Annotated in this window: 19 protein-coding genes and 1 pseudogene; 8 read left to right on the top strand and 12 right to left on the bottom strand. The window is 30.7% G+C overall.

Annotation, left to right across the window (positions count from 1 at the left end; genetic code table 11):
- Complete coding sequence (locus EYR00_RS06280; RefSeq protein ID WP_259394515.1) at positions 1-2,232, top strand: DUF3427 domain-containing protein; 2,232 nt, start codon at positions 1-3, stop codon at positions 2,230-2,232.
- Positions 2,233-2,717: 485 nt separating this feature from the next.
- Here the strand turns inward: EYR00_RS06280 and EYR00_RS06275 are convergent, their stop codons facing one another.
- Positions 2,718-4,649, bottom strand: a complete 1,932-nt coding sequence (locus EYR00_RS06275; RefSeq protein WP_003537995.1) for an NAD(P)/FAD-dependent oxidoreductase — start codon at positions 4,647-4,649, stop codon at positions 2,718-2,720.
- Positions 4,650-4,780: 131 nt separating this feature from the next.
- Here EYR00_RS06275 and EYR00_RS06270 point away from each other — a divergent pair, with 131 nt between their 5' ends.
- Entirely contained in the window at positions 4,781-5,962 is a 1,182-nt protein-coding gene (locus tag EYR00_RS06270; protein ID WP_003537993.1) for a PucR family transcriptional regulator, read from the top strand.
- Positions 5,963-6,553: 591 nt separating this feature from the next.
- Positions 6,554-8,302, top strand: a complete 1,749-nt coding sequence (locus EYR00_RS06265) for a M3 family oligoendopeptidase (protein ID WP_003537990.1) — start codon at positions 6,554-6,556, stop codon at positions 8,300-8,302.
- A 100-nt stretch (positions 8,303-8,402) separates the two neighbouring features.
- Here EYR00_RS06265 and EYR00_RS16075 read toward each other — a convergent pair.
- Both EYR00_RS16075 and EYR00_RS06255 read right to left on the bottom strand, forming a co-directional pair.
- A pseudogene (locus EYR00_RS16075) lies at positions 8,403-8,531 on the bottom strand (DUF1048 domain-containing protein); the annotation flags it as partial.
- A gap of 215 nt (positions 8,532-8,746) precedes the next feature.
- The gene (locus EYR00_RS06255; RefSeq protein ID WP_003537989.1) at positions 8,747-9,079 is read right to left on the bottom strand and encodes a PadR family transcriptional regulator; all 333 of its coding nucleotides are present in this window, start codon (positions 9,077-9,079) and stop codon (positions 8,747-8,749) included.
- A gap of 229 nt (positions 9,080-9,308) precedes the next feature.
- On the opposite strand from EYR00_RS06255, the gene EYR00_RS06250 reads away from it, so the two are divergent.
- From EYR00_RS06250 to EYR00_RS06240, 3 genes are all read left to right on the top strand, one after another.
- Positions 9,309-9,692, top strand: a complete 384-nt coding sequence (locus EYR00_RS06250) for a CoA-binding protein (protein ID WP_003537988.1) — start codon at positions 9,309-9,311, stop codon at positions 9,690-9,692.
- 79 nt (positions 9,693-9,771) lie between these two features.
- Positions 9,772-11,334 (top strand): amidohydrolase, encoded by a 1,563-nt coding sequence (locus EYR00_RS06245; protein WP_003537987.1) that lies wholly within the window; start codon positions 9,772-9,774, stop codon positions 11,332-11,334.
- A gap of 257 nt (positions 11,335-11,591) precedes the next feature.
- Positions 11,592-12,956 carry a sodium-dependent transporter gene (locus EYR00_RS06240; protein ID WP_003537985.1) on the top strand — a complete coding sequence of 455 codons (1,365 nt, stop codon included), beginning with the start codon at positions 11,592-11,594 and terminating at the stop codon, positions 12,954-12,956.
- Positions 12,957-13,100: 144 nt separating this feature from the next.
- Here the strand turns inward: EYR00_RS06240 and EYR00_RS06235 are convergent, their stop codons facing one another.
- A complete protein-coding gene (locus EYR00_RS06235; RefSeq protein ID WP_003537984.1) occupies positions 13,101-13,856 on the bottom strand; it encodes an exodeoxyribonuclease III in 756 nt (251 codons plus the stop codon).
- Positions 13,857-13,996: 140 nt separating this feature from the next.
- Between EYR00_RS06235 and EYR00_RS06230 the strand changes: the two genes are divergently transcribed.
- Positions 13,997-14,467, top strand: coding sequence for a TspO/MBR family protein (locus EYR00_RS06230; protein ID WP_003537983.1), 471 nt, complete (start codon positions 13,997-13,999; stop codon positions 14,465-14,467).
- 493 nt (positions 14,468-14,960) lie between these two features.
- Here EYR00_RS06230 and EYR00_RS06225 read toward each other — a convergent pair whose 3' ends face one another.
- The 5 genes from EYR00_RS06225 to EYR00_RS06205 form a co-directional block, all read right to left on the bottom strand.
- Positions 14,961-16,277, bottom strand: a complete 1,317-nt coding sequence (locus EYR00_RS06225; RefSeq protein ID WP_003537982.1) for an NCS2 family permease — start codon at positions 16,275-16,277, stop codon at positions 14,961-14,963.
- Between the two features lie 82 nt (positions 16,278-16,359).
- The gene (locus EYR00_RS06220; RefSeq protein ID WP_003537981.1) at positions 16,360-16,764 is read right to left on the bottom strand and encodes an MG284/MPN403 family protein; all 405 of its coding nucleotides are present in this window, start codon (positions 16,762-16,764) and stop codon (positions 16,360-16,362) included.
- A 51-nt stretch (positions 16,765-16,815) separates the two neighbouring features.
- A complete protein-coding gene (locus tag EYR00_RS06215) occupies positions 16,816-17,550 on the bottom strand; it encodes a tyrosine-protein phosphatase (RefSeq protein ID WP_003537980.1) in 735 nt (244 codons plus the stop codon).
- A 57-nt stretch (positions 17,551-17,607) separates the two neighbouring features.
- Complete coding sequence (locus EYR00_RS06210; RefSeq protein WP_003537978.1) at positions 17,608-18,252, bottom strand: TatD family nuclease-associated radical SAM protein; 645 nt, start codon at positions 18,250-18,252, stop codon at positions 17,608-17,610.
- Positions 18,253-18,263: 11 nt separating this feature from the next.
- A complete protein-coding gene (locus EYR00_RS06205; protein ID WP_008793012.1) occupies positions 18,264-19,076 on the bottom strand; it encodes a pyridoxamine kinase in 813 nt (270 codons plus the stop codon).
- 140 nt (positions 19,077-19,216) lie between these two features.
- Here EYR00_RS06205 and EYR00_RS06200 point away from each other — a divergent pair, with 140 nt between their 5' ends.
- The gene (locus EYR00_RS06200; protein ID WP_003537975.1) at positions 19,217-19,828 is read left to right on the top strand and encodes a peptidylprolyl isomerase; all 612 of its coding nucleotides are present in this window, start codon (positions 19,217-19,219) and stop codon (positions 19,826-19,828) included.
- A 171-nt stretch (positions 19,829-19,999) separates the two neighbouring features.
- On the opposite strand, the gene EYR00_RS06195 is transcribed toward EYR00_RS06200, so the two are convergent.
- From EYR00_RS06195 to proS, 3 genes are all read right to left on the bottom strand, one after another.
- A complete protein-coding gene (locus tag EYR00_RS06195) occupies positions 20,000-21,334 on the bottom strand; it encodes an MATE family efflux transporter (protein ID WP_003537974.1) in 1,335 nt (444 codons plus the stop codon).
- Positions 21,327-21,755, bottom strand: coding sequence for a MarR family winged helix-turn-helix transcriptional regulator (locus EYR00_RS06190; RefSeq protein ID WP_003537973.1), 429 nt, complete (start codon positions 21,753-21,755; stop codon positions 21,327-21,329). Before EYR00_RS06190 ends, EYR00_RS06195 begins: the two co-directional genes overlap by 8 nt.
- A 91-nt stretch (positions 21,756-21,846) precedes the next feature.
- The gene (gene proS / locus EYR00_RS06185; protein WP_003537972.1) at positions 21,847-23,286 is read right to left on the bottom strand and encodes a proline--tRNA ligase; all 1,440 of its coding nucleotides are present in this window, start codon (positions 23,284-23,286) and stop codon (positions 21,847-21,849) included.
- Positions 23,287-23,335 lie beyond the last annotated feature (49 nt).

The following is a 23,335-nucleotide window of genomic DNA, read 5'->3' as shown; positions in this document are numbered from 1 at the left end:
ATGCAACGAGCTGCATTAGATTCATTAAAATCAATTAGAAACGAAAATAAAAATAAGGCTTTACTTATTTCTGCAACCGGTACAGGCAAAACATTTTTAAGTGCTTTTGATGTGAAAAATGTTAATCCCAAAAGAATGTTATTTGTTGTCCATCGAGAAAATATTGCTAGAACAGCAATGTTGTCATTTGAAAAAATAATAAATAATCATAGTTTCGGTGTATTCACAGGTAACAATAAAGATATTAATGCTGATTATATATTTTCGACAATCCAGACAATTCATAAAAAAGAATATCGTGAAATGTTTAATCCAAATGATTTTGATTATATCATTATTGATGAAGTTCACCGTGCTGGAGCTAATTCATACCAAGAGTTAGTAAACTATTTCACCCCTAAATTCATGTTAGGTATGTCTGCAACACCAGAGCGTAGTGATGATTTCGATATTTATAAAATGTTTGATTATAACATTGCGTATGAAATTAGACTACAACAAGCAATGGAATATGACTTATTATGTCCCTTTCATTATTATGGTATTACAGATATTCAAGTTAATGGAGAATCACTGGATGATAAAACAGATTTTAACAATCTTGTTTCCAAAGACCGAGTTAAGCATATAATAGAACAAATAAATCGTTATGGATATTCAGGCGATCGTGTTCGGGGATTAGTTTTTTGTAGTCGTAAAGATGAAGCAACGGAACTATCTAACTTATTCAATACCCGTGGTTACAAGACTATATCTTTAACCGGTGAAAATACTGAAGCACAACGCCGTGATGCGATGAACAGACTTGAAAGTGATGATTTAGTTAATTGCTTAGATTATATTTTTACAGTAGATATATTTAATGAAGGAATTGATATTCCTAAAGTTAATCAAGTTATCATGCTACGTCCAACTGAATCAGCAATTGTTTTTGTTCAACAGCTAGGACGTGGTCTACGTAAAGATCCTTCTAAAGAATATGTTGTTATTATTGATTTTATTGGAAATTATGAAAAGAACTTTTTGATTCCTATTGCATTAAGCGGTAGTCTAAGCTATAACAAAGATACTTTAAGAAGATTCGTAAGTGAAGGTTCTTTAATTATTCCAGGTGCATCAACAGTTAATTTTGATTTGATTTCTAAAAAGAAAATTTTTGAATCGATTGATAAAGCAAATTTTAGTGATATTAAAATCATTAAGGAAAGTTATCAACAATTAAAACAAAAACTAGGTAAAATTCCTAGTTTAAAAGATTTTGATAAATATGAATCTATTGATGTCTTAAGAATTTTTCAAAATAAAAATTTAGGTTCATATCATAAATTCCTAACAAAATACGAAAAAGAATATAATGTTAAATTCAGCTCTGTTCAAGAACAATATCTTACTTATATCTCAACCAAACTTGCATCAGGAAAACGAATTCATGAATTAGAAGCAATTAAAATTGCAATTGAAAAACATACTAATTTACTTGATAATTTAAAAGAATCTTTGTTGAATAACTATAATCTTAATTTACCTAAAATAACTTATCAGACAATCATTAATATTCTAAGTCAAAATTTTGCTACTGGCTCATCAAAAGCAACATTTAAAGATGCTATATTTATTGATGAAAACCTCAATACTTCTGCACAATTTAAAATGTTATTAGCTGATCAAGAATTTAAAAAACAAATAATTGAATTACTCGATTTTGGAATAAATCGTTATAAACAAAATTATACGAATACATATAAAGATACCTCACTATGCCTATATAAAAAATACACTTATGAAGATGTTTGCCGCTTATTAAATTGGGAAAAAAATTTAGTTCCACTTAATATAGGTGGATATAAGTACGATAAACATACCAACACTTTTCCTGTGTTTATTAATTATGATAAAGAAGAAGGCATTAGCGAATCTATCAAATACGAGGATAGATTAGTAGATCAAAATACTATAATTTGTTTTTCTAAGCCAAGGCGTACGATTGAATCCGAAGATGTAGTTAAAATATATAGTGAAAAAACTAATCATGTTAAAATCCATCTATTTATTAGAAAAAATAAAGATGATGAAGCCTCTAAAGAATTTTACTATTTAGGTCTAATGCACGCTTATGGCGAACCAATTCAAACAACTATGTCCAATACAAACAATAATGTTGTTCAATTTACTTATAAATTGGAAAATGAGATAAGAAAAGATATTTACGACTATATAACAAATAACGATTAGATCAAATAAAATCTAATCGTTATTTTACATAACTACATTACATTTAAAATTACACTTGAAAATAGGCTTATGACTAAAGAAATAATATTAAATTAATGATAAATTTAATATTATTAAAAAAATCTTCCTTGCTTCAATCTCATCATAATCATTTGAAAGCATTTTGATTAATTGATGATATTTATTTAATCACATATTTACTCTTTCAATTTTTAAAAACTCCCTAATATATTTTTTATAAATTTTCATAGTTTCATTTTATTTTTCCATTATTATATCATCTATGTATAATTTGCTTATATAATCTTTATTTCACGCAATGACAATTATTAAAATTACTTTGAAAATTACACAACAACAAAATTAAAAGTAAAGATTGATTTTTATACTTTCATAAAAAATAGAATAATTATATGAAATTTTTACTAGACAATACCTAAAACAGCTATATAAAAAGTTCGCTAATATAACGAACTTTTATATTTTTATAAAGACATTCCCGCATAGAATCCATCACGTATAGCATTAGCAACCTTACCAATTTTTTCACTATCCCCAACAATTCTTGTTTTAGTTGGATAAATATTTCTAATTTCTTCAGCTAATTCACGATTTGGTTTCATTCCAAATGCTCTAATAATCGTATCCGCTTTACAAACAACTTCTTGTTCATCTTTTTGATAAGTAATGCCATCATTATTAAACTCAATAACTTTAGCACCGGTAATCACATTAATTTTATATTCATCAATCTTTGCAAAAATTGAAGCCTGGTTAATAAATAATACATCTTTAGCAATACTATCAGCCATCTCAATTATTGTAACATTTTTACCATGTTCACTAGCAAGTTCAATGGCACTATCAATACCTGACAATCCCCCACCACACATAATGACATTTTCACCTTTAATCATACCTTTGTGCATATGTGCGTCAATTACACTAATTACATTCTCATTATTGATACCATTTATTGGAGGTATAATTTCATCTGCTCCACAGGCCACAATAATTTGATCTGCATTTTTTAAAATTTGATCATCTGCTTTTACTTCATAATTAAAGTGTATTATTACATCCAATTTATTTAATTGTACTTCAAACCATTTAACTAATTTCTTTAATTGATCCTTAAATTTTGGTGTCGCAGCAACACTTAATTGTCCACCAATCATATTAGTCTTTTCATAAATTTCCACATTATGTCCTTCAGCAGCAGCTACTCTAGCAGCTTCTAATCCAGCAGGTCCTGCACCAATCACAACAATATTTTTTACTTGACTACATGGCTTAATTGCAAAACGTTCTTCTTCACATGCTTGAGGATTTACTGCACAACTCAACTTAGTAAGACGTCCGACAATTCTCCCTACACATTCTTCATTGCAGCGAATACATGGGCGAACATCCTCTTCATGATCGCTCATCAATTTATTTACTGTATCTGGATCCGCAATAAATTGACGACCAAACATAACAAAATCAGCATCTTTAGATTCAATTAATCGAAGTGCTGATTCAGGTGTATGATTTCCAGCATTCATGATCGGAATATTTACATGTTTGCGCGCTTCTTTGCATACATAATCCATACAAGCATCACCTAAATATGCAGTTGGGAAAATATAATCAATCCGTTCATAACATCCTGCGTCAATATCTAAAGCATCTACCCCAGCTTTTTCTAAAATCTCAATTAATTCCATACTTTCATCCAAGGTTCTACCCTCTACAAATAGATGATCTAAAGCAATTCTAAATATAACTGGTAAATCAACTGCCTGTTTTATAGATTGCACAATTTCTGTAGCAAAACGCATTCTATTTTCAGCACTACCACCATATTCATCAGTTCGCTTATTCCATACAGGCGACATGAATTGATCAACCAAATAGCCCGCATGTCCATGAATTTCTATTGCATCAAAACCAGCGTTTTTAGCAATTATTGCGCTATTAGCAAACTCTGTCATAATTTTTTTAATATCTTCTTCACTCAATGGACGACACTTCATTTCAGGATTAAATGTTGATGGTGTATCACTTGAAGAGAATGGTGGTTCTCCATACATGTTAGGAAAAGCATTTCTTCCAGTTCCACAACTAATTTGACAACAAATTTTTGCCCCCCAACGATGTGTCGCTTCAACTACAGTTGTCAATTGAGGAATAACGTAACTATTTTGTAAGATTCCTTCTAATGATCCTTGTGCTAAATCAGGATTTAAAAATTGACATCCCATAATGATCAATCCAACCCCACCTTTAGCTCGCGCTTCAAAATAATCAATTTCATCATTAGCAATACATCCATCAATATGTGAAGAATTAGTTCCCATTGGTGCCATAACAAAACGATTTTTCACTTCCATATTACCTATTTTAAAAGGTGTAAATAATGCATCGTATTTCATATAAATTACCTCCGTCGATATTTAAATTTTATCTTTCTTGTTAAAAAAATACCATGGGCAAAAATACAAATATTTAATTACTGGTTGTGCAAATTGCACAACTACATTTATAATATAAAGGAGGTGAGCTTATGAAAGATATGTATGAATTTCTATTCAATGGATTAATAAATCATAATCTGCATCAATTTATGAAACAATTATACGAATATTTCCATCATCCAATGGTCTTATGTGATGTGAATTATGTAGTTTTGGCACAACATCCAAATCAACAAATTGGAGATATGCTCTTTGATCACATGCAAGAACATCAAAAAGTAGCAGTTGAGATGCTCCCATTTATCCAATTAGGTAATTATCAAAAAGATTTGGATCAAAATAATAATGTTATCTATGTCGATTACGGAGTTGGGCAGACAATTCCACGAATTATTGCAGCAATAACAGACAATGATAATATTATTGGTTACTTATGCATTTTATTTGCAGATGGCAAGCCATCATCTGAAATATTCAGTTTTATCAGTAAATTAGCTAAAACTATCGCATCCATTATTTGTCACAGCAAAACCGGCTATAATTATAATCGTTACGAATATTTTGCAATAATGAATTACTTATTCTCAAATGACAATATAAATAAACATGATTTAGAAAAATTATTACCTGCACAACCCAATAATTTTAGCAGAGATTACTGTATTATTACTACAAAGGTAGGCTTAAAAAGCAATGAGATAGTGTATTTAAATCAACTTCATCAGCATATTATTACTTTACCAAATACATATTCTTATCTCCAAGATAACTGCTTATATATTTTAATTACCGGGCTTAATAGAGCAACAAAAAACAATATTATTAATAAAGTAAAAAGTTTAATAACTGCTGTAAATATTTATAAATTAAAGTTTGGTATTAGTTATATTTTCGATAATCTGTTAGATATTAATATTTATAAACAACAAGCACTGAAAGCTTACGATTTAAGTAAACAGCAATTTACTTTTTTTGAAGATATTGCTTTAGAATCATTTTTTACTACTAGTTCATACAAGATATATCTCCATCCACTTATTACAAAACTAAAACAAATTGATGAATCAACTAAGAATGATTATTATCATACTTTAAAATCGTATATTTGTAATTTTGGTGACTCTCATAAAACAATTGAACAATTGGCTATCCACCGCAATACACTACTTTATCGTTTAGAAAAGATCAAGGAACTTACCAATGTTGATTTACATGATGAGAAATTATGCACATTGCTGCTAATCAGTTTTTTTCTTGCTGAAAACAATTAAATCATTATCAGCATAAAGTTTGTTAATTTATTTCAATATTTTGGTATAATAACAATTGAGCTGCTCTATTAAATAAGCCCAAATATGATAGTCGTATATAGAAGTAGATTAGCTAAGATGATTATAGAATCAAATTTTTCTTTATCGACAAAAGTCTTAACAGTTAAGATAAGATTATCACATCTATCAGGATTGTTAGGGAAGTTATATTAAAAATGTCCTGATTAAAGTTCATTGCATAAACTTGATTGTTTTGAGTTGATTCATCAATATCTACATAGAGTGTATTCATAAAATCAGCACCTTTCAATTGAAATATAACTAAAAATAAATACTTGACTAACCTCTGTTCTTTAGATATGTCATAATCTCGCCATAAGAATAAAACAATATTAATCAAGGCTACGCATCAAAATATATTGAATAAACAATATTCGATGAGGTAATTCATTCTAAAATTGAAAGACAGACTCATTAAGTAGAATGCAGCAAGGTGAAAAAGAATATTATTACTTAGGAAAATCCAATATGAAATTAAGATTGTAAAGGTGCTGTAATCTTTACAAAATATATTATACGAGGTGATAGAAAATGAAAGAATGGGATTTATCGAAATTATATCAATCATTTGATGATTCTAGTTTTACTACTGATTTTAACCAAATCATTAAATTACAAAAACAAATAAATACATATCGTAATAACAATGATGAAAAATCATTAGAAAATTATTTAGTCGATTTAATAAAATTAAATCAACTAATTGAAAAAGTAGCTAATTATATTAGTTTAACTTTATCAGTCGATACAACAAATAGCATTGCTTTAAAATATAGCGATCAGCTAGATAACCTTTTAGCTTCTTTTGTTGAAGATGAAGTCTTAAATCAACAATGGATCAGTACTTTTAAGCTTGATTCATTAAAATCAAACTTAATCAAGGAACATCTATTTATTTTAAAAGAAATTCAGCAAAATCAAAAATACACTTTAGATAAAAAGAGTGAGAGCATCATTGCACACATGCAAAATACTGGTAGTAATGCTTTTAGCAAACTAAAAGATCAATTAATTTCATCAATTGAAGTAACTATCGAGGACCAAACCTACCCTCTAACTTCGGTTTTAAATATGGCCTATGATAAGGATCGCGAAATACGTAAAAAAGCTTACCAAGCAGAAATAAACAGTTATCAAGATAAAGAACAGGCTATTGCTGCTTGTTTAAACGGAATCAAAGGAGAAGTACTCTATACTACTAAATTAAGAGGATATGAAAATGAACTAGAAAGAACCCTTATCAATGCACGAATGTCAAAAGAAACATTAGATGTTTTATTAACTGTGATGCAAGAAAACCTTAATGTCTTTAGGGATTATCTAAAAACTAAAGCTACTGCCCTTGGATATCAAAACGGATTACCTTGGTTTGAGCTTTATGCCCCTGTTATCGAAGATCATGACAGTCATCCATACGAAAAAAGCTGCCAATTTATTATTAATCAATTTAGTACCTTTTCTGAACATTTAGGTACTTTTGCGAAAAAAGCAATTGAAAATAATTGGATTGATGTTTATCCCCAAAGCGGTAAAGTTGGCGGAGCCTTTTGTTGCAATCTTCATAGTATCAAGGAAAGTCGTTTTTTATTAAATTATGGTGACAGCTTTTCTGATGCAATTACGATGGCTCACGAGCTAGGTCATGGCTTCCATGGTGAATGTTTAAATGATGAATCTATTTTAAATAGTGACTATCCTATGCCAATTGCGGAGACTGCTTCAACTTTTTGCGAAACAATTGTAACTAAAGCTGCTTTAAAAAAAGCTAATGATCAGACGAAACTAAGCTTATTAGAAGATGAATTATCAGGAGCTACCCAAGTAATCGTCGATATCTACTCTAGATACTTATTTGAAAGTCGTTTTTTTGAAAAAAGAGAAACTGGTGCTTTGTCAGTAGAAGAGATCAAAGAACTAATGATTCAGGCTCAAAAAGATGCTTATGGAGATGGTTTAGATCATCAATATCTTCATCCATATATGTGGACCTGGAAACCACACTATTATTATGCAGATTGTTCTTTTTATAATTTTCCTTATGCTTTCGGTCTTCTTTTAGCTAAAGGATTATACACTATTTACCAAAAAGAAGGTTCAAAATTTAGCAATACTTATGAAAAATTATTATCCTTAACAGGGAAAATGTCATTAGAAGATGTTTGTTCAAGTGTTAATATTAATTTAAAAGATAAGTCATTCTGGCAAGCATCAATCAATACTTTTAAAGAAGATCTCACCTTATATAAACAATTATTAAATAAAGATGTTATATCACAATAAAGAGATATAACATCTTTTTACTTTATAAAGTATCTAATAAAAACAATTAACTTATCAAATCAATTACTTTATATTATAAAAGTTTATTGTTTAGAAGCTTTTATTTTAAGCTTTTTTGAATTTCGTGATTAAATTCACTTTTCCAATCCGTTGGATAAGTTCTTGTATTTTTTAAAAGCTCTTCTACAAAATCAGCAACATCATCTCCAGTTATTTCTAAAACTGATCTTCGTACTGCTGCCCTTCTTCAAATAATTCAAGTAACCCTATTGAATTTCAAGCATATCATATCCTGACCCGGATACAAACTGCCATATATATGCTTGAATTTTTTTTAAAACACACTGCTAATCAGCCGGTAATTGCTCTACCCTTTTCATATGCGTTCGATATTCCTTTTTACTTTTTATCATTATTTTAATATTAAAATAATCATCAAAAAATTTATTCATTTTTACCACTCTCCTTTAATTCATTAAGTTTATCAGTCATAAATTCCCATTTTGTCCAAAAGAGTCGTAATTTTTCACGTCCACTTTCATTTAAAGAATAAAATTTTCTTGGAGGTCCCATTTTAGACAACTTTTTTTGAATCTTAACTAATCCACTCTTTTCAAGCCTAACTAATATAGTATAAACTGTTCCTTCCACAACCTCTGTAAATCCTAACTGATTGAGTCGTCTTGTAATCTCATATCCATATGTTTCTTCTTGATTAATTATTTCTAAAACACAGCCTTCTAATATTCCTTTTAATATCTCTGTTATATCCTTCAAGTCAACTACTCCTCCCTACTTATAAGTCCATGTATTCAGTAATGCTAAGTACTGCTATATAATAATAAATAGTAGTATGTCTATCAATATAAATTAGTGAGTATAGCATCTAAAAATAATCTTTTTAGTATTATAAAATTAGCTTCTTTTATAAGTAAAGAAGCATCTATCACTATATCTTGCCATTATCATGATATAATATATTTATCAAAATAAAGGAGCTGAAATTATGAATGCTAAAGATATCTTAACTCATTATCAAAATTTTGCAGTAATCGGTGTAACGACAAATCCTGATAAATTTGGCTACAAGATTTATCAACGTTTAAATGAAATAGAAAAAACTGTGTATGGGGTTTCACCTATTTATAAAGAAATTGATGGAAAGTCAACTTTTCCCAATCTAACTGCCATTAAAAATAAAATTGACGTTGCTGTGTTTGTTGTTAGTCCAAAATTTGGAATAGATTATATTAAAGAATGTAACCAGCTTAATATCAAACATATCTGGTTACAGCCAGGTACTTATAATGATGATTTGATTTCTTTGATTAATGAAAATAATCTTAATTATTATCAAAATTGTGTTTTAATAGAAAGTCAAGATTTATAAAATCAGTTTTAAACTGATTTTTTGTTTAACTTAATATTAATTTCATTTGCAATGGCTATAATATTAATAGGAGGTTTATATGAAAAAAATATATTATAATGGTGATATTCTAACGATGGAAAATAGTGATTATGAAGCTATTTATGTAGAAGATGGTGTGATTAAAAAATGTGGTAATTATTCTGAAATAAAAAATCTAGTCTGTGCTGATACTGAGTTCATTGATTTACAAGGAAAATGTTTAATGCCCTCTTTTATTGATAGTCATAGTCATGTTGTTTCTTTAGCAAGTACACTTAAACTTGTTGATTTAAGTAAAGCAACAAGTATTGCTCAAATTATTCAATGTTTTAAAAATTATATTGAAGAAAATAATCCTACTTCAGAAGAAATGTTAATAGGTTTTGGCTATGATCATAATTTTCTCAAAGAACAATGCCATCCTACTGCAAGTGATTTAGATAAAATTTCTACCACTAATCCAATTATGATGGCTCATGCATCAGGTCATATGGGTGTAGTCAATACTAAAACAATGCAGCTACTAGGACTAACTGATCAAATTAACGATCCTGTCGGTGGTAAATACGGACGTGATGAGGATGGTCATTTAAATGGTTATCTTGAGGAACAAGCTTTTATTACGATTGCAAGCCAAGGAAGCAAGGAAAATAAAAATTTAAAAACACAAATCCTTGATGCCTTAAAAATCTATGCTAGCTATGGAATCACAACTGTGCAAGAGGGATATATGAAACAGCATGAATTTGATTTATTGAACTCTTTGGCGACAGAAAATAAATTATTTCTCGATGTTGTAGGTTATGTTGATATTAAAAATAATTATTCTTTATATCGGGATAATCAACAATATCATCATTACTTAAATCATTTTAAACTAGGCGGTTATAAGTTATTTCTAGATGGTTCTCCACAAGGAAAAACCGCCTGGTTATCTAAGCCATATGAAAATAGTGGTGACTATTGTGGATATCCGATCTACTTAGATTCAGATGTTAAAAAATTCGTAGATATGGCTATTAATGATAAAGCGCAACTACTAACTCATTGTAACGGTGATGCTGCTTCCAATCAACTACTTGATGCCTTTAATGATCAGTACACACCTCTACGCCCTGTAATGATTCATAGTCAAACCTTAAGACCAGATCAACTACCGCGGCTAAAAAGCATTGGAATGATTCCTAGTTTCTTCATTGCTCATATCTATTATTGGGGTGATATTCACCGCCGTAATCTTGGACAACGTGCTGAATCTATTTCTTGTGTTCATAGTGCTTTAAAATTAGATTTACCTTATACCTTCCATCAAGATACCCCTGTTATTGAGCCAAACATGTTAGAAACGATTTGGTGTGCTGTAAAACGCCAAACCAAAAACGGGGTTACTTTGGGGACAGATGAACAAATATCTGTCTACAATGCATTAAAAGGAGTAACAATTAATGCCGCTTATCAATATTTTGAAGAACACTTGAAAGGGTCTATTAAAGAAGGAAAAAAAGCTGATCTTTTAATCCTTGATCGTAATCCTTGCAAAGTTGCAATCGAGGAAATTCGTCAGATTAAGATCATTGAGACAATTAAAGATGGTATTACAATATATAAAAAAGATATCTAAACGTAGATATCTTTTTTAATACCGAAATTACGAATGCCCTTTATGACCAAATAAGGCCATAATAATTGCAATTATTCGTGCCATATTTTATCCCTTCTTTACTTATTTATATTTATATCATAACACTATTGATCTAATTTAACTCAGCATTAACAAAATCATAACAAAAACATCCTATTTAGTGCCATTTAATTGACTTTTATAGACAAATTTTATTATAATGAAAAGGCATGAAAATTTAATAATAGGAGATAAAAATGGAAACAAAACACAAGCGAAGTAGCTTTTCTGGTCGCCTGGGCTATGTTATGGCAGTAGCTGGTTCTGCTGTCGGGCTCGGGAATATTTGGCGTTTCCCTTATTTAGCAGCTAAATATGGTGGAGGTACTTTTTTATTCACATATTTTATTTTAGCGATTACCTTTGGTTTTGCTTTGCTAATTAGTGAAACTGCCTTGGGAAGAAAAACAAAAAAGAGCCCGATTGCAGCCTATAAACAATTGGGTGCAAAAAAACTTCAATTTGGTGGTTGGCTAAATGCCATCGTGCCAATGCTCATCGTACCTTACTACTGTGTTGTTGGGGGATGGGTTTGTAAATATTTATTTGAATTTATTACAAACAATTCTGCCAGCTTAGTTAGTGATACCTATTTTACTGGTTTTTCATCTTCAACACTACAGCCTGTCATCTGGTTACTTGTCTTTGCTGGAATGGTATTTGGCGTAGTTATGCTAGGTGTTGAAAAAGGAATTGAAAAATGCAGTAAAGTATTAATGCCTGCTTTAGTTGCAATGGCTCTATTCATTGCTTTATATGCATTATTTACACCTGGTGCTATTGAAGGGGTTAAATACTATTTAATTCCTGACTTCTCGCGTTTTTCAATCATGACAGTAGTAGCGGCTATGGGACAAATGTTCTATTCGTTGTCTATCGGGATGGGAATTTTATTTACATATGGTTCATATATGAAACGTGAAATTGATATGGAACAATCAATTACTCAAGTAGAGATAATGGATACATTAATTGCCTTTCTAGCAGGTTTAATGATTATCCCCGCAGTATTTGCTTTTTCTGGTGGAAATCCAGATACACTAAACGCCGGTCCTTCCTTAATGTTTATTACAATGCCAAAAGTATTTGCCAGTATGTCATTTGGTAACATTATTGGATTAGTATTCTTTTTATTAGTACTGTTTGCAGCATTAACTTCAGCAATTTCATTAATGGAATGTTGTGTTTCAATTATTCAAGATCGATATGATTTTTCAAGAAAAAAATGCTGTGTTCTTATTTTTGGAGGAATTGCTTTATTAGGTATTCCATGTTCACTTGGATTTGGTGTTTTAGATTTCATTACACCGCTTGGTTTAAGTATTCTTGATTTCTTTGATTTTATGACAAACTCAATCATGATGCCAATTTCTGCAGCTTGTACATGTCTACTTATCATCAAAGTAACCGGTTTTAAAACAGTTACTGACGAAGTTGAATACAGTTCTAAATTCAAGCGTAAAAAAGCTTATCTATTTTGTATGAAATATGTTGTTGTCCCTGGCCTATTAATAATATTAATTAGTTCAGTCTTATCAACAATGGGGATTATTTCAATTTAAAAAAACAAGTAATGAAATAAATCATTACTTGTTTTTTATTTTATTGTACGCTACACATGCAAAGAAAAATACGGTTATTCCTAAAAGAGTAAGAAATGATAATAATGTAACTGGTGCCATTGACACAATCTCCTTTAACATATCTTATAAATCTATTTCTAATCCAACGGGGCAATGATCACTGCCCAAAATATCAGTACAAATAAACGCTTCTTTTATCCCTTCTTTTAAACAATCTGAAACAATAAAATAATCAATCCGCCATCCAGCATTATTCTTACGGGCATTAAATCGATATGACCACCAAGAATAAACACCTTCTTGATCAGGATATAAATATCGATACGTATCTATAAAACCATTTTCTAATAAATTTGTCATCTTAGCTCTCTCTTCATCAGAAAAACCTGCATTTTTACGATTCGTTTTAGGATTCTTTAAATCAATTTCTTGATGGGCTACATTTAAATCACCACATAAAATAACCGGTTTACTCTTCTCCAAAGACTTCAAGTATGCAAGAAAATCATCTTCCCAATGCATCCGATAGTCCAATCGTTTCAATTCATTTTGGCTATTAGGAGTATAACAATTGACTAAATAAAATTTTTCATACTCAAGCGTAACAACGCGGCCTTCATGGTCATGTTCTTCGATACCAATTCCATAACTATAATTTAATGGTTTTTCTTTAGAAAACACTAAAGTTCCACTATAACCCTTTTTTTCAGCACTATTCATATAAGTATAATATCCATGCTTTTCTAATTCAATTTGACCTTCTTGCATCTTTGTTTCTTGGACACAAAAAATATCTGCTTTACTTTCTTTTAAAACATCATAGAACCCTTTTGTAATACAGGCTCTAATTCCATTAACATTCCATGATACTAATTTCATTCTCTTACCTCACTCTATTATTATACATGAAAGCGCTTTTCTATAGAAGTGTTTTTTTCTATATTAGAAAAAAATTTATCATTCTTTATCACTTCTTAAGATTTTTAATATTTTTCGATAATCTGTCTATACTAATATAGGTGATAAAATTGAAAAAATACAAATATATTATATTAAATCTATCAATCTCTCTGGGAATCGGTGCTTTAAGTGCAATTTTTACAATGAATGCAATGGATGTATACCAAACAGTTAACCTTCCTAAGTGCTCTCCGCCTGGATATCTATTCCCAATCGTTTGGACATTTCTTTATATTTTAATCGGTTTAGCAAGTTATCTAATTCATCGAAGTAATAGTAAAAATAAAGAAACTGCTCTTATTATTTATTATTTTCAACTACTGATTAATTTTGCATGGCCTATCGCTTTTTTTAATTACCAAAGTTTTTTATTAGCACTAGCAATATTGATTACACTATGTATTCTAGTTGCTATTCTTATCAAATTATTTTATCAAATCCGTCCTTTAGCAGCTTTTTTATTACTTCCTTACATGGGTTGGATACTTTTTGCCTTATATTTAAATTTTTGGATTTTTGTAAATAATTAAAGTCTTGAATATTATATTAGAAATAGTTGCCGAGAAACTAAGTTTATTTTTTTAAAGTAAGTTTCCATTGACAATTACCTTGCTTTGTCAAATTGAACACTTGATATAATTGAATAGCTATTAGGAAAAAATAATATTATTCTCTAATATCAAATGATTAATAAAATAAGAAATATAGTAATTATAAATGTTACTACTTTTGGTAAATTAATAAACAAGATTACTTAGATAGTAAAAAATCAAAATAGTTGATTACATTTTTATACTAACGAAACACAGATTTAATTGCAACGATTGACCTTGCCACTCAAATTGCTTTATTACCGAGCTGATTGAATCAATTCAAAACTAGAAAGTATTGAAAAATAATCTTAGCCAGCAAGGGGCTAACCCACATATATTATTAATAAAACTTTAAATTAAATCATATTTATTAAATAATAAAAGATACTTGACAAACTATTACTTAAAATAGTTCACAAGTATCTTTCCACTATATTAAAGCAAAATATACTACGAAGATTAAAATTAAAGCCCAAACAATCGGTTTGATTTCTTTAGATCTACCAGCAATTACACTAGTAATACCATAAACAATAAAACCAAATGCAATCCCATCTGAAATTGAATAAGTTAAAATCATCATGATCACTGTGATGAAACCAGATGCAGCGAAAACGATATCATCCCAATCAATTCCACCTAATTGAGTTGCCATGGAAATTCCAACTGCCACTAAAGCAGGAGCAGTAACCGCACTAGTTACAACACTAAGTACTGGAGCAAATAAAATTGATAAGAAGAATAATATTGCTGTAGTACAAGCAGTTAATCCTGTTCTTCCTCCAGCTTCAACCCCAGCTGTTGATTCAACAAAAGAAGTAACAGTAGAGGTTCCTAGAATTCCTCCAATAACTGTTCCTGTAGAATCAGCAACTAATGCTTGTTCAATATTATCTAACTCACCATTTTCATCAACTAAATTAGTTTTGTTCGCAACTGAAATTAATGTTCCTGCGGTATCAAAAAAATCAACAAATAACAATGAAAATAATGCTACAATACAATCCGGATGGCTAAATAACTCACCAAAACCATTCATAAATATACCAAACCCACTAGTATCTAAATCAATTGAAACAATTTTTGAAGGCATTGCCGGCATTCCCTCGATACCACATAAACCAGCTACAATTCCAACAATTGCGGTAATCACCAATCCATAAAATACTGCTGCTGGTGTCTTACGAGCCATTAAGATAATTGTTATTAAGACCCCAAATACTGCTAATAATACAACTGGATCAGTCAACTTCCCTAACGCCACAAATGTTGATTCGCTTCCAATAATGATTCCAGCATTTTTTAGTCCAATAAAGGCGATAAAAAATCCAATTCCAGCTCCAATCGCAAGCTTTAATTGTTGAGGAATTGCATTAATAATTGCTTTACGCACCCCAGTAACTGAAATTAACAAGAAAATTATTCCTGATACTACAACCGCTGCCAATGCTGCTGCAGGACTATACCCCATTGAAAAAACAAGGGTATATGTAAATAATGCATTAACTCCCATCCCCGGTGCTAAAGCAACTGGATAGTTTGCTAATAACCCCATGATCAAAGTTGCGATCCCTGAAGATAGTGCCGTTGCTAAGAAAACGCCATCATAAGACAGCCCAGTCTCACTTAACATGTTCGGGTTAACAGCTAAAATATAAGCCATTGCTAAAAACGTAGTAATTCCAGCAATAACCTCTGTTTTGACCGTTGTTCCCTTTTCTTTTAATTTAAAAATCTTTTCAAGCATTGTCTTTCTCCTTTTTAAAAATACCTTTTTATTATATCTAAAATACCAGTCTTTTCAAGGAAAAAGCGCTAATATATGACAATTATGAAATATTTACATAAAATAATATTTCTTCCAAGGCTCTTGTTTTTAAACGATAATAAGTTGCTCGACTATAAAATTCAAGCCACCACTCATGATTCTTCTGTAAAACAAATTCATTTGTAATAATTAATTGACTCTCAGGACTTAATGCTTGAATCACAATTTCAAATGCTGCCACCACTCGCTCCAATTCATCTCTATCATCAATTCGTTGATTTAAGCGTTCAGCAATTGAAGCATTGTATCCACTTTTCTTTTCATGAAGCATCCCGATATTTAACTGCGGATAGAAATTAGTATTTTCTAAACAATACAATTTCAATTTAGCTCGGTGAAACTGCTTAAATAGCTCCGCTACTGCTTCTTGTTTTTGTTTAAATGTCAGTTTATTTGTTTTTCTCATAAAAAAATCCTCCTATTATCATATACAACTCAAATAGGAGAATTACTTTTTTTAAATTACAAAATTTTCTATAATTTCAATAATCTTTTCTTCTTCAAGACCGCAACTTACCAAATACTCTTTAGCACTTCCATAATGTTCTCTCAAATAGTCCAAAAATTTCATCATCATTTGTGGAGCAGATTCTAAAAATGCGCGATTAGCATCATCAACCAAACGTTCCAATTCAGAAATTATTTTAAGATTATTTTCATATGATTCTGAATAATCTTTAACAATATCATAATCATGACAACCTGCTAAATCTAACAATAATGCCGCAATCACCCCAGTACGATCTTTTCCAGCTGAACAATTAAACATAATTGCATCGTATGGATGATCATAAAACAATTCAAAAACTTCTTTAAACTGCTGTTTATTTGCCTCTAGCATAAAAATATAAAAACCAGCTAAATCTTGATAATTTGTTACTTCACTAGGGAGAACATTTAAATCTTTAGACTGCATTAAATTGACATTATAGTATTCAATATCACGATAACCTGTTAATTGACTTGGTAACTGTTCGACTTCAAAGTCACTTCGTAAATCTACTTGCATTCTAATTCCATAATCATAAAGATATTCTTTCTCATCATCTGATAACTTACTTGGATTGGTTGAACGAATAAATTTATGACTTTTTGTATAAAAACCAGTTTGAGTTTCATAGCCACCCAAATCACGAACATTAGTCATACTTTTTACATCTAACATTCTTTCTTCACGACTTAATTGCATCATTTTATAATTACCTCACTGTTATAAATTCTATCATAATTATAATCTTGATACAATTTATTATTCTTCAAACGGCCGAACTCTTAACTCTACTCCAAGACCATCGGCAATTTTTTGACACAATTTAATTTTTTCCACCCCGATTATATCTACAACTGTCAAAACAACACTTGGTACATATTTTTTACACGCTTTTGTGAATTGGAGCATGTAGTTAAATGAATCAACTCCATAACAGGCTCTTGTTAATTCATAATATTCTTCCTTAGTTGGAGCATTTAAACTTATAGATACTGTATCGATTACTCCCTTAAAATCAGGCGCAATATCACGCCCTAACGTAATTGATGATAAGCCATTTGTATTGATTCTAATCGATAAATCTGACCTTTTCTCTTTAATATATTTTGCAACTTTCATTAAATCATCGTGGCGAGTTAACGGTTCACCAAAACCACAAAATACTACTTCTTTAAATGCTGTTAAATCATATTTTTCAAATTCCGCAATAATCATCTCTACAGTCGGCTCCCTTTTTAACCATAGAGAATTTGATTCAAGCATTTCTTTTGTATTACGTAAACAAAAAGTACATGCACAACTACATCTGTTTGTGCTGTTAACATAACAAGTTATTCCCTTATACGTATCTAGATCTTTTAAATCAATATATCCATTACCATGTAGCGTATATAAAATCACCATTTTCTTTCCTCCTAAAGTTCTTTTAAGAAAGGCTCAAAGCATAGTCCCAAATGATTATGAGCTCCAACTGCTTGACTATACTCAATACACCTAGATGCAAAATTTGCAGCTTTTTCAACACATTGATAGAAATTCAAACCATTTAAATAACTTCCCGCAATAACACCGCTGATAACATCACCAGTCCCGCTTCGATCATCGCCTATTCGCTTTACTTTGATAATGGCAGGTTCCTTCCCTTGTTCATATGCAAAGTTAATAATTTCGTCACCAATACTAATCCCTGTTACAACGACCATTTGTGGGCCCAAATTTGACAATTGGCGACACATTTCAATCAGCTCATCCCGATTAATTATATCATGCGGATATGGTACCTCTAAAAGTGCGCATAATTCAGTTAAATTGGGTGTCATAATTGTCGCATATGGTATTAGTTGACGCATTTTATCTTGCATTGCAGTAGTGTAAGTCGGATAAAGTTTCCCATGATCACCCATTACCGGATCTACTAATACAAATGTATGTTTTTTCTTAAAAGTTTTTATAAAATCAATGACAATATCGATTTGTCTTTCTGAACCAAGAAATCCTGTAGCAATTCCATCAAAACTAACCTTCATTTTTTTATATGTTTCAATATAATCATTCATTCGATCCGTATAATCATCGAAATAATATTCTGGATGCATTGTGTTTACTGATAGGATTGCAGTTGGAACAAAAACACATTCAATTCCCATTGCTGAAATTATCGGCAGCTGCGCTGCAATCGAACATCTACTATATCCTGTTACATCATTTATTAAAGCAATTCTTTTCATCTCATTTTATCCCCTTATCATTGTCATTCATTTTATCACATTTTTATATTTTTTAACCATGACAGTTTTGATTATTTTTATATGGACAATCCCACCCACTATTTTGTATAATAAATAATAGATAGATATAAGGAGATAATATGAAAAAATTATTTAAATTTACAATGGTTATGCTATTAGCATTAAGCTTAGCCGGATGTGGTGGAAAAAGTAATGATGAACAAGATAAGAAAACAGCATCCAAAGATTTGTTAAGCGGTAATTATCGAATCGAAATCGATGTTAAGGATTATGGAGTAATCAAAGTTGAACTTCAAGCTGATGAAGCACCTATTACTGTAACTAATTTTGTAAAACTAGTTAAAGAAGGTTTCTATGATGGGTTGACCTTCCATCGGATCATTGACGGCTTTATGATTCAAGGGGGTGACCCAAAAGGGAATGGAACTGGTGGTTCTGATGAAACAATCAAAGGTGAATTTAGTTCTAACGGTGTTGAAAATCCTTTAAAACATACTCGCGGTGCAATCTCAATGGCGCGTTCATCTGATCCTGATAGTGCAAGTTCACAATTTTTTATTATGCATCAAACAACTACTTCACTAGATGGGGATTATGCTGTTTTTGGTTATGTTTATGAAGGAATCGAGGTAGTTGACAAAATTGCTACAACTGTTCCAGTAACTGATAATAATGGAACTGTTGAAGCTTCTAACCAGCCTGTAATTACTTCAATTAAAATGTTAAAATAATCAGGCATGTAAGTCATGGATTTCTATCCATGGCTTTTTTATCTGATGAGAATTTAATGTCGATTTTAGGGAATAATGCTAATAAAGTTATTATTTTTTCATAAAAAATAAATTACTCTATGAATAATCCATTTTTTATTTCATGTCTTATTCTATAGAGTAGAAATCTTTTTACTTTAGCTTTTTGATTGCTTTTATAAAACAGAAAATTGTAATTACAAACGCTCCTAAATCAGCAATTGGAACAGCCCAGAAAATACCATTCAAACCAAAGAAAGTCGCTAACAATAAAATCATTGGAATCAAAATAATTACTTGACGAAGTAAATTTAAAATACTTGCTACTTTAATTTTACCAATACATTGGAAATAATTAGCAGTCATGATTTGAGCCCCTAACAATGGTAAAAATAAGAACCAAATTCGAATTGCCTTTGTGCCTAGTTTTACAACTTCTGCCTCACCATTAAACATTCTAATTATAGTTTCCGGGAAAAATTGTACTGCTAAAAAACCTACAACTGCAATCATTGTACCACCGATAATCGCATATTTTAAAGTTTCTTTAACTCGATGATAATTGCCTGCCCCAAAATTATAACTAATCAATGGTTGTTGCCCTTGCATTAAACCTGTTAAAGGCATCTGGCATATAGTTTGGAAACTAGTAATGATTCCTACTGTTGAAATTGCGATATCACCACCATACATTCCTAATGTACTATTCAAAATAAAGTTTAAAACACTATTAGCCATTTGCATTAAAAATGCTGGTATTCCCGTTTTAATAATATCTAACGCATAGATCAGCTTTAGTTTCATATGTTCGATATCTAACTTAATCAAAGAGCGATTTGAACATAGATAGCACAGTTGCCAAATCATACTTAAGAATTGTCCACCAATTGTCGCTATAGCTGCACCACTCATTCCCATATGCAACTGAATGATTAAAATATAATCAAAAACGATATTAAATCCGGCCCCTATTAATTGTGAAATCATTGCATTCTTAGGGTTGCCTTGTGCCCGAGAAAAATTATTCCCACACATTGCAACACACTGAAATACTGCTCCATACAAAACAATTGATAAGTAATCGCTGGCATATGGCAAAACTGTTTTACTAGCACCTAAAACTTCTAACATGGGTGTTATAAAAATATTCCCTAATACAGTAAACATCAGCCCAAAAACAACTGTTAAAACAATTGCATTACCCTGATAGATTGAAGCCTTATCTTTCTCTTTTTGTCCTAAAGAAATGCTGAAACGAGTAGCTCCACCTACTCCTACCATTAATGAAATTGCCATTAATACTAATGTAACTGGATAACTTATTGTAATTCCAGCAATCCCTACCGCTCCTAATTGTGGGGCATTTCCAATAAACATTCGATCAACCACATTATAAATTGCATTAACTAGCATCCCAATAATTGCTGGAACACTAAATTCTATTAATAATGGAAGGATTTTTTTATTTCCCATTCTCTCATCATTCATTTATTTTACCTCCTTTTAGATTTGTTTGTATCACATCTAACATTCTTCGAAGTTCTTCTTGTTCTTTTTCACTCAACCCAGATACTAAAATAAAATCTTTTTTAGCAAATGTCTGGTCAACTATCTGCTGTTTTTCTTGACCTAAGGCTGTCATCTCCAATAAATAAAAACGTTTATCAACAGGCGATTGAATTCGTTTGATTAACCCTTTATTTTCCATATTTTGGAGCAATCTTGTTACAGCACTTTTATCAATTTGTAATTCTTTAATCAATTCTTCTTGATAAACCTTACTATGACGACTCAAAAACATTAGGACAGAACCTTCATTACTTGTTAATCCATACTCTTTTAATCTTTGATTACTATCATTTCGATTTAATATTGCTAAATGATGAATAATCCGTCCAATTCTTTCCATTTTGCACCTCCATTAGTTGATATGTCAACTATTATACCAACATTAGTTGATATGTCAACTAACAACAAAAAAGATACGAAAATTTCGTATCTTAATATGCTTTTGCAAAATACACAACCTTTTTAGCTGGTTTACCACAAATAGGACAAACATCACCAAATGCTTCTTCCTCTTCTTTAATACATCGGCTGGTTGCTCCAGTTTCTTCTTTGATTTTAACTTCACAAGCCTCATCACCGCACCACATCATTTTGATATAACCGCCTTTAGTTTCCAATGTAGTTTTAAATTCATCATATGTGTTAACTTGACGAATATTTGAATTGCGATGATTTAATGCTTTTTGATACATTTCATCATGAATTGTGTCTAAAAGGGTTTCAATTGTATTAATTAGTTCTTGATCTAATGCATACTTCTCTTTAGTTCCATCATTACGTTTTGCAATTACACAAGCATTATTTTCTATATCCTTAGGACCAATTTCTAATCTTAATGGTACGCCACGCATCTCTGCTTCCGAGAACTTCCATCCTGGTGATTTATCACTTGCATCAACTTTAACTCTTATTCCAGCTTCTTTTAGCTGTTTTTCAATTTCATAAGCTTTATCTAAAACCCCTGCTTTTTGTTGTTGAATTGGAATAATCATTACTTGAGTCGGTGCCACCCGTGGCGGTAAAACTAAACCATTATTATCACCATGAACCATGATAATTGCTCCTAACAATCTTGTTGAAACTCCCCAAGATGTTTGATAAACATATTCTAATTTATTTTCTTTTGATAAAAATTTCATATCAAACGCTTTAGCAAAACCTTGTCCAAAATAATGACTAGTGCCTGACTGTAAAGCTTTACCATCATGCATTAGTGCTTCAATCGTATAAGTTTCTTCAGCTCCTGCAAATTTTTCACGTTCAGTTTTCCGTCCCGTTAGCATTGGGATTGCTAATAAGTTTTTAGCAGTATCTTCATAGATTTCTAACATTTGCAATGTTTCAGCCCGAGCTTCTGTTTCACTCGCATGAACAGTATGACCTTCTTGCCATAAAAATTCAGATCCTCTTAAAAATGGTCTTGTCGTTTTTTCCCAACGTACTACCGAACACCATTGATTATATAATTTTGGTAAATCACGATATGAATTAACTATTTTAGCATAATGCTCACAAAAAAGTGTTTCTGAAGTAGGACGAATGATCAAATTTTCTTCTAGATCATCTAACCCACCTTTCGTTACTATTGCGCATTCTGGTGCAAATCCTTCAACGTGATCAGATTCTTTTTGTAATAATGATTGTGGAATAAGCATCGGCATATAAACATTCTCATGTCCTGTTTCTTTAAAACGTTTATCCATGTATTGTTGGATTGCTTCCCACATCGCATAACTATATGGTCGATAGATAATAAATCCTTTTACGCTGCTGTAATCCATTAATTCTGCTTTACGACAGACATCAGTATACCACTGAGCAAAATCGTCTTCCATCGCCGTTATTGCATCATTTTTCTTATTATTTGCCATTATTTCTCCTCATTTCATTATAATCTTTCCCTATTTTACTATTAATAAA

It is taken from the genome of Thomasclavelia ramosa DSM 1402, from assembly GCF_014131695.1.
Classification (GTDB): Bacteria; Bacillota_I; Bacilli_A; order Erysipelotrichales; family Coprobacillaceae; genus Thomasclavelia; species Thomasclavelia ramosa.
The sequence above is the reverse complement of the archived record's forward strand: the minus strand, read 5'-3'. Positions and strand labels throughout refer to the sequence as shown.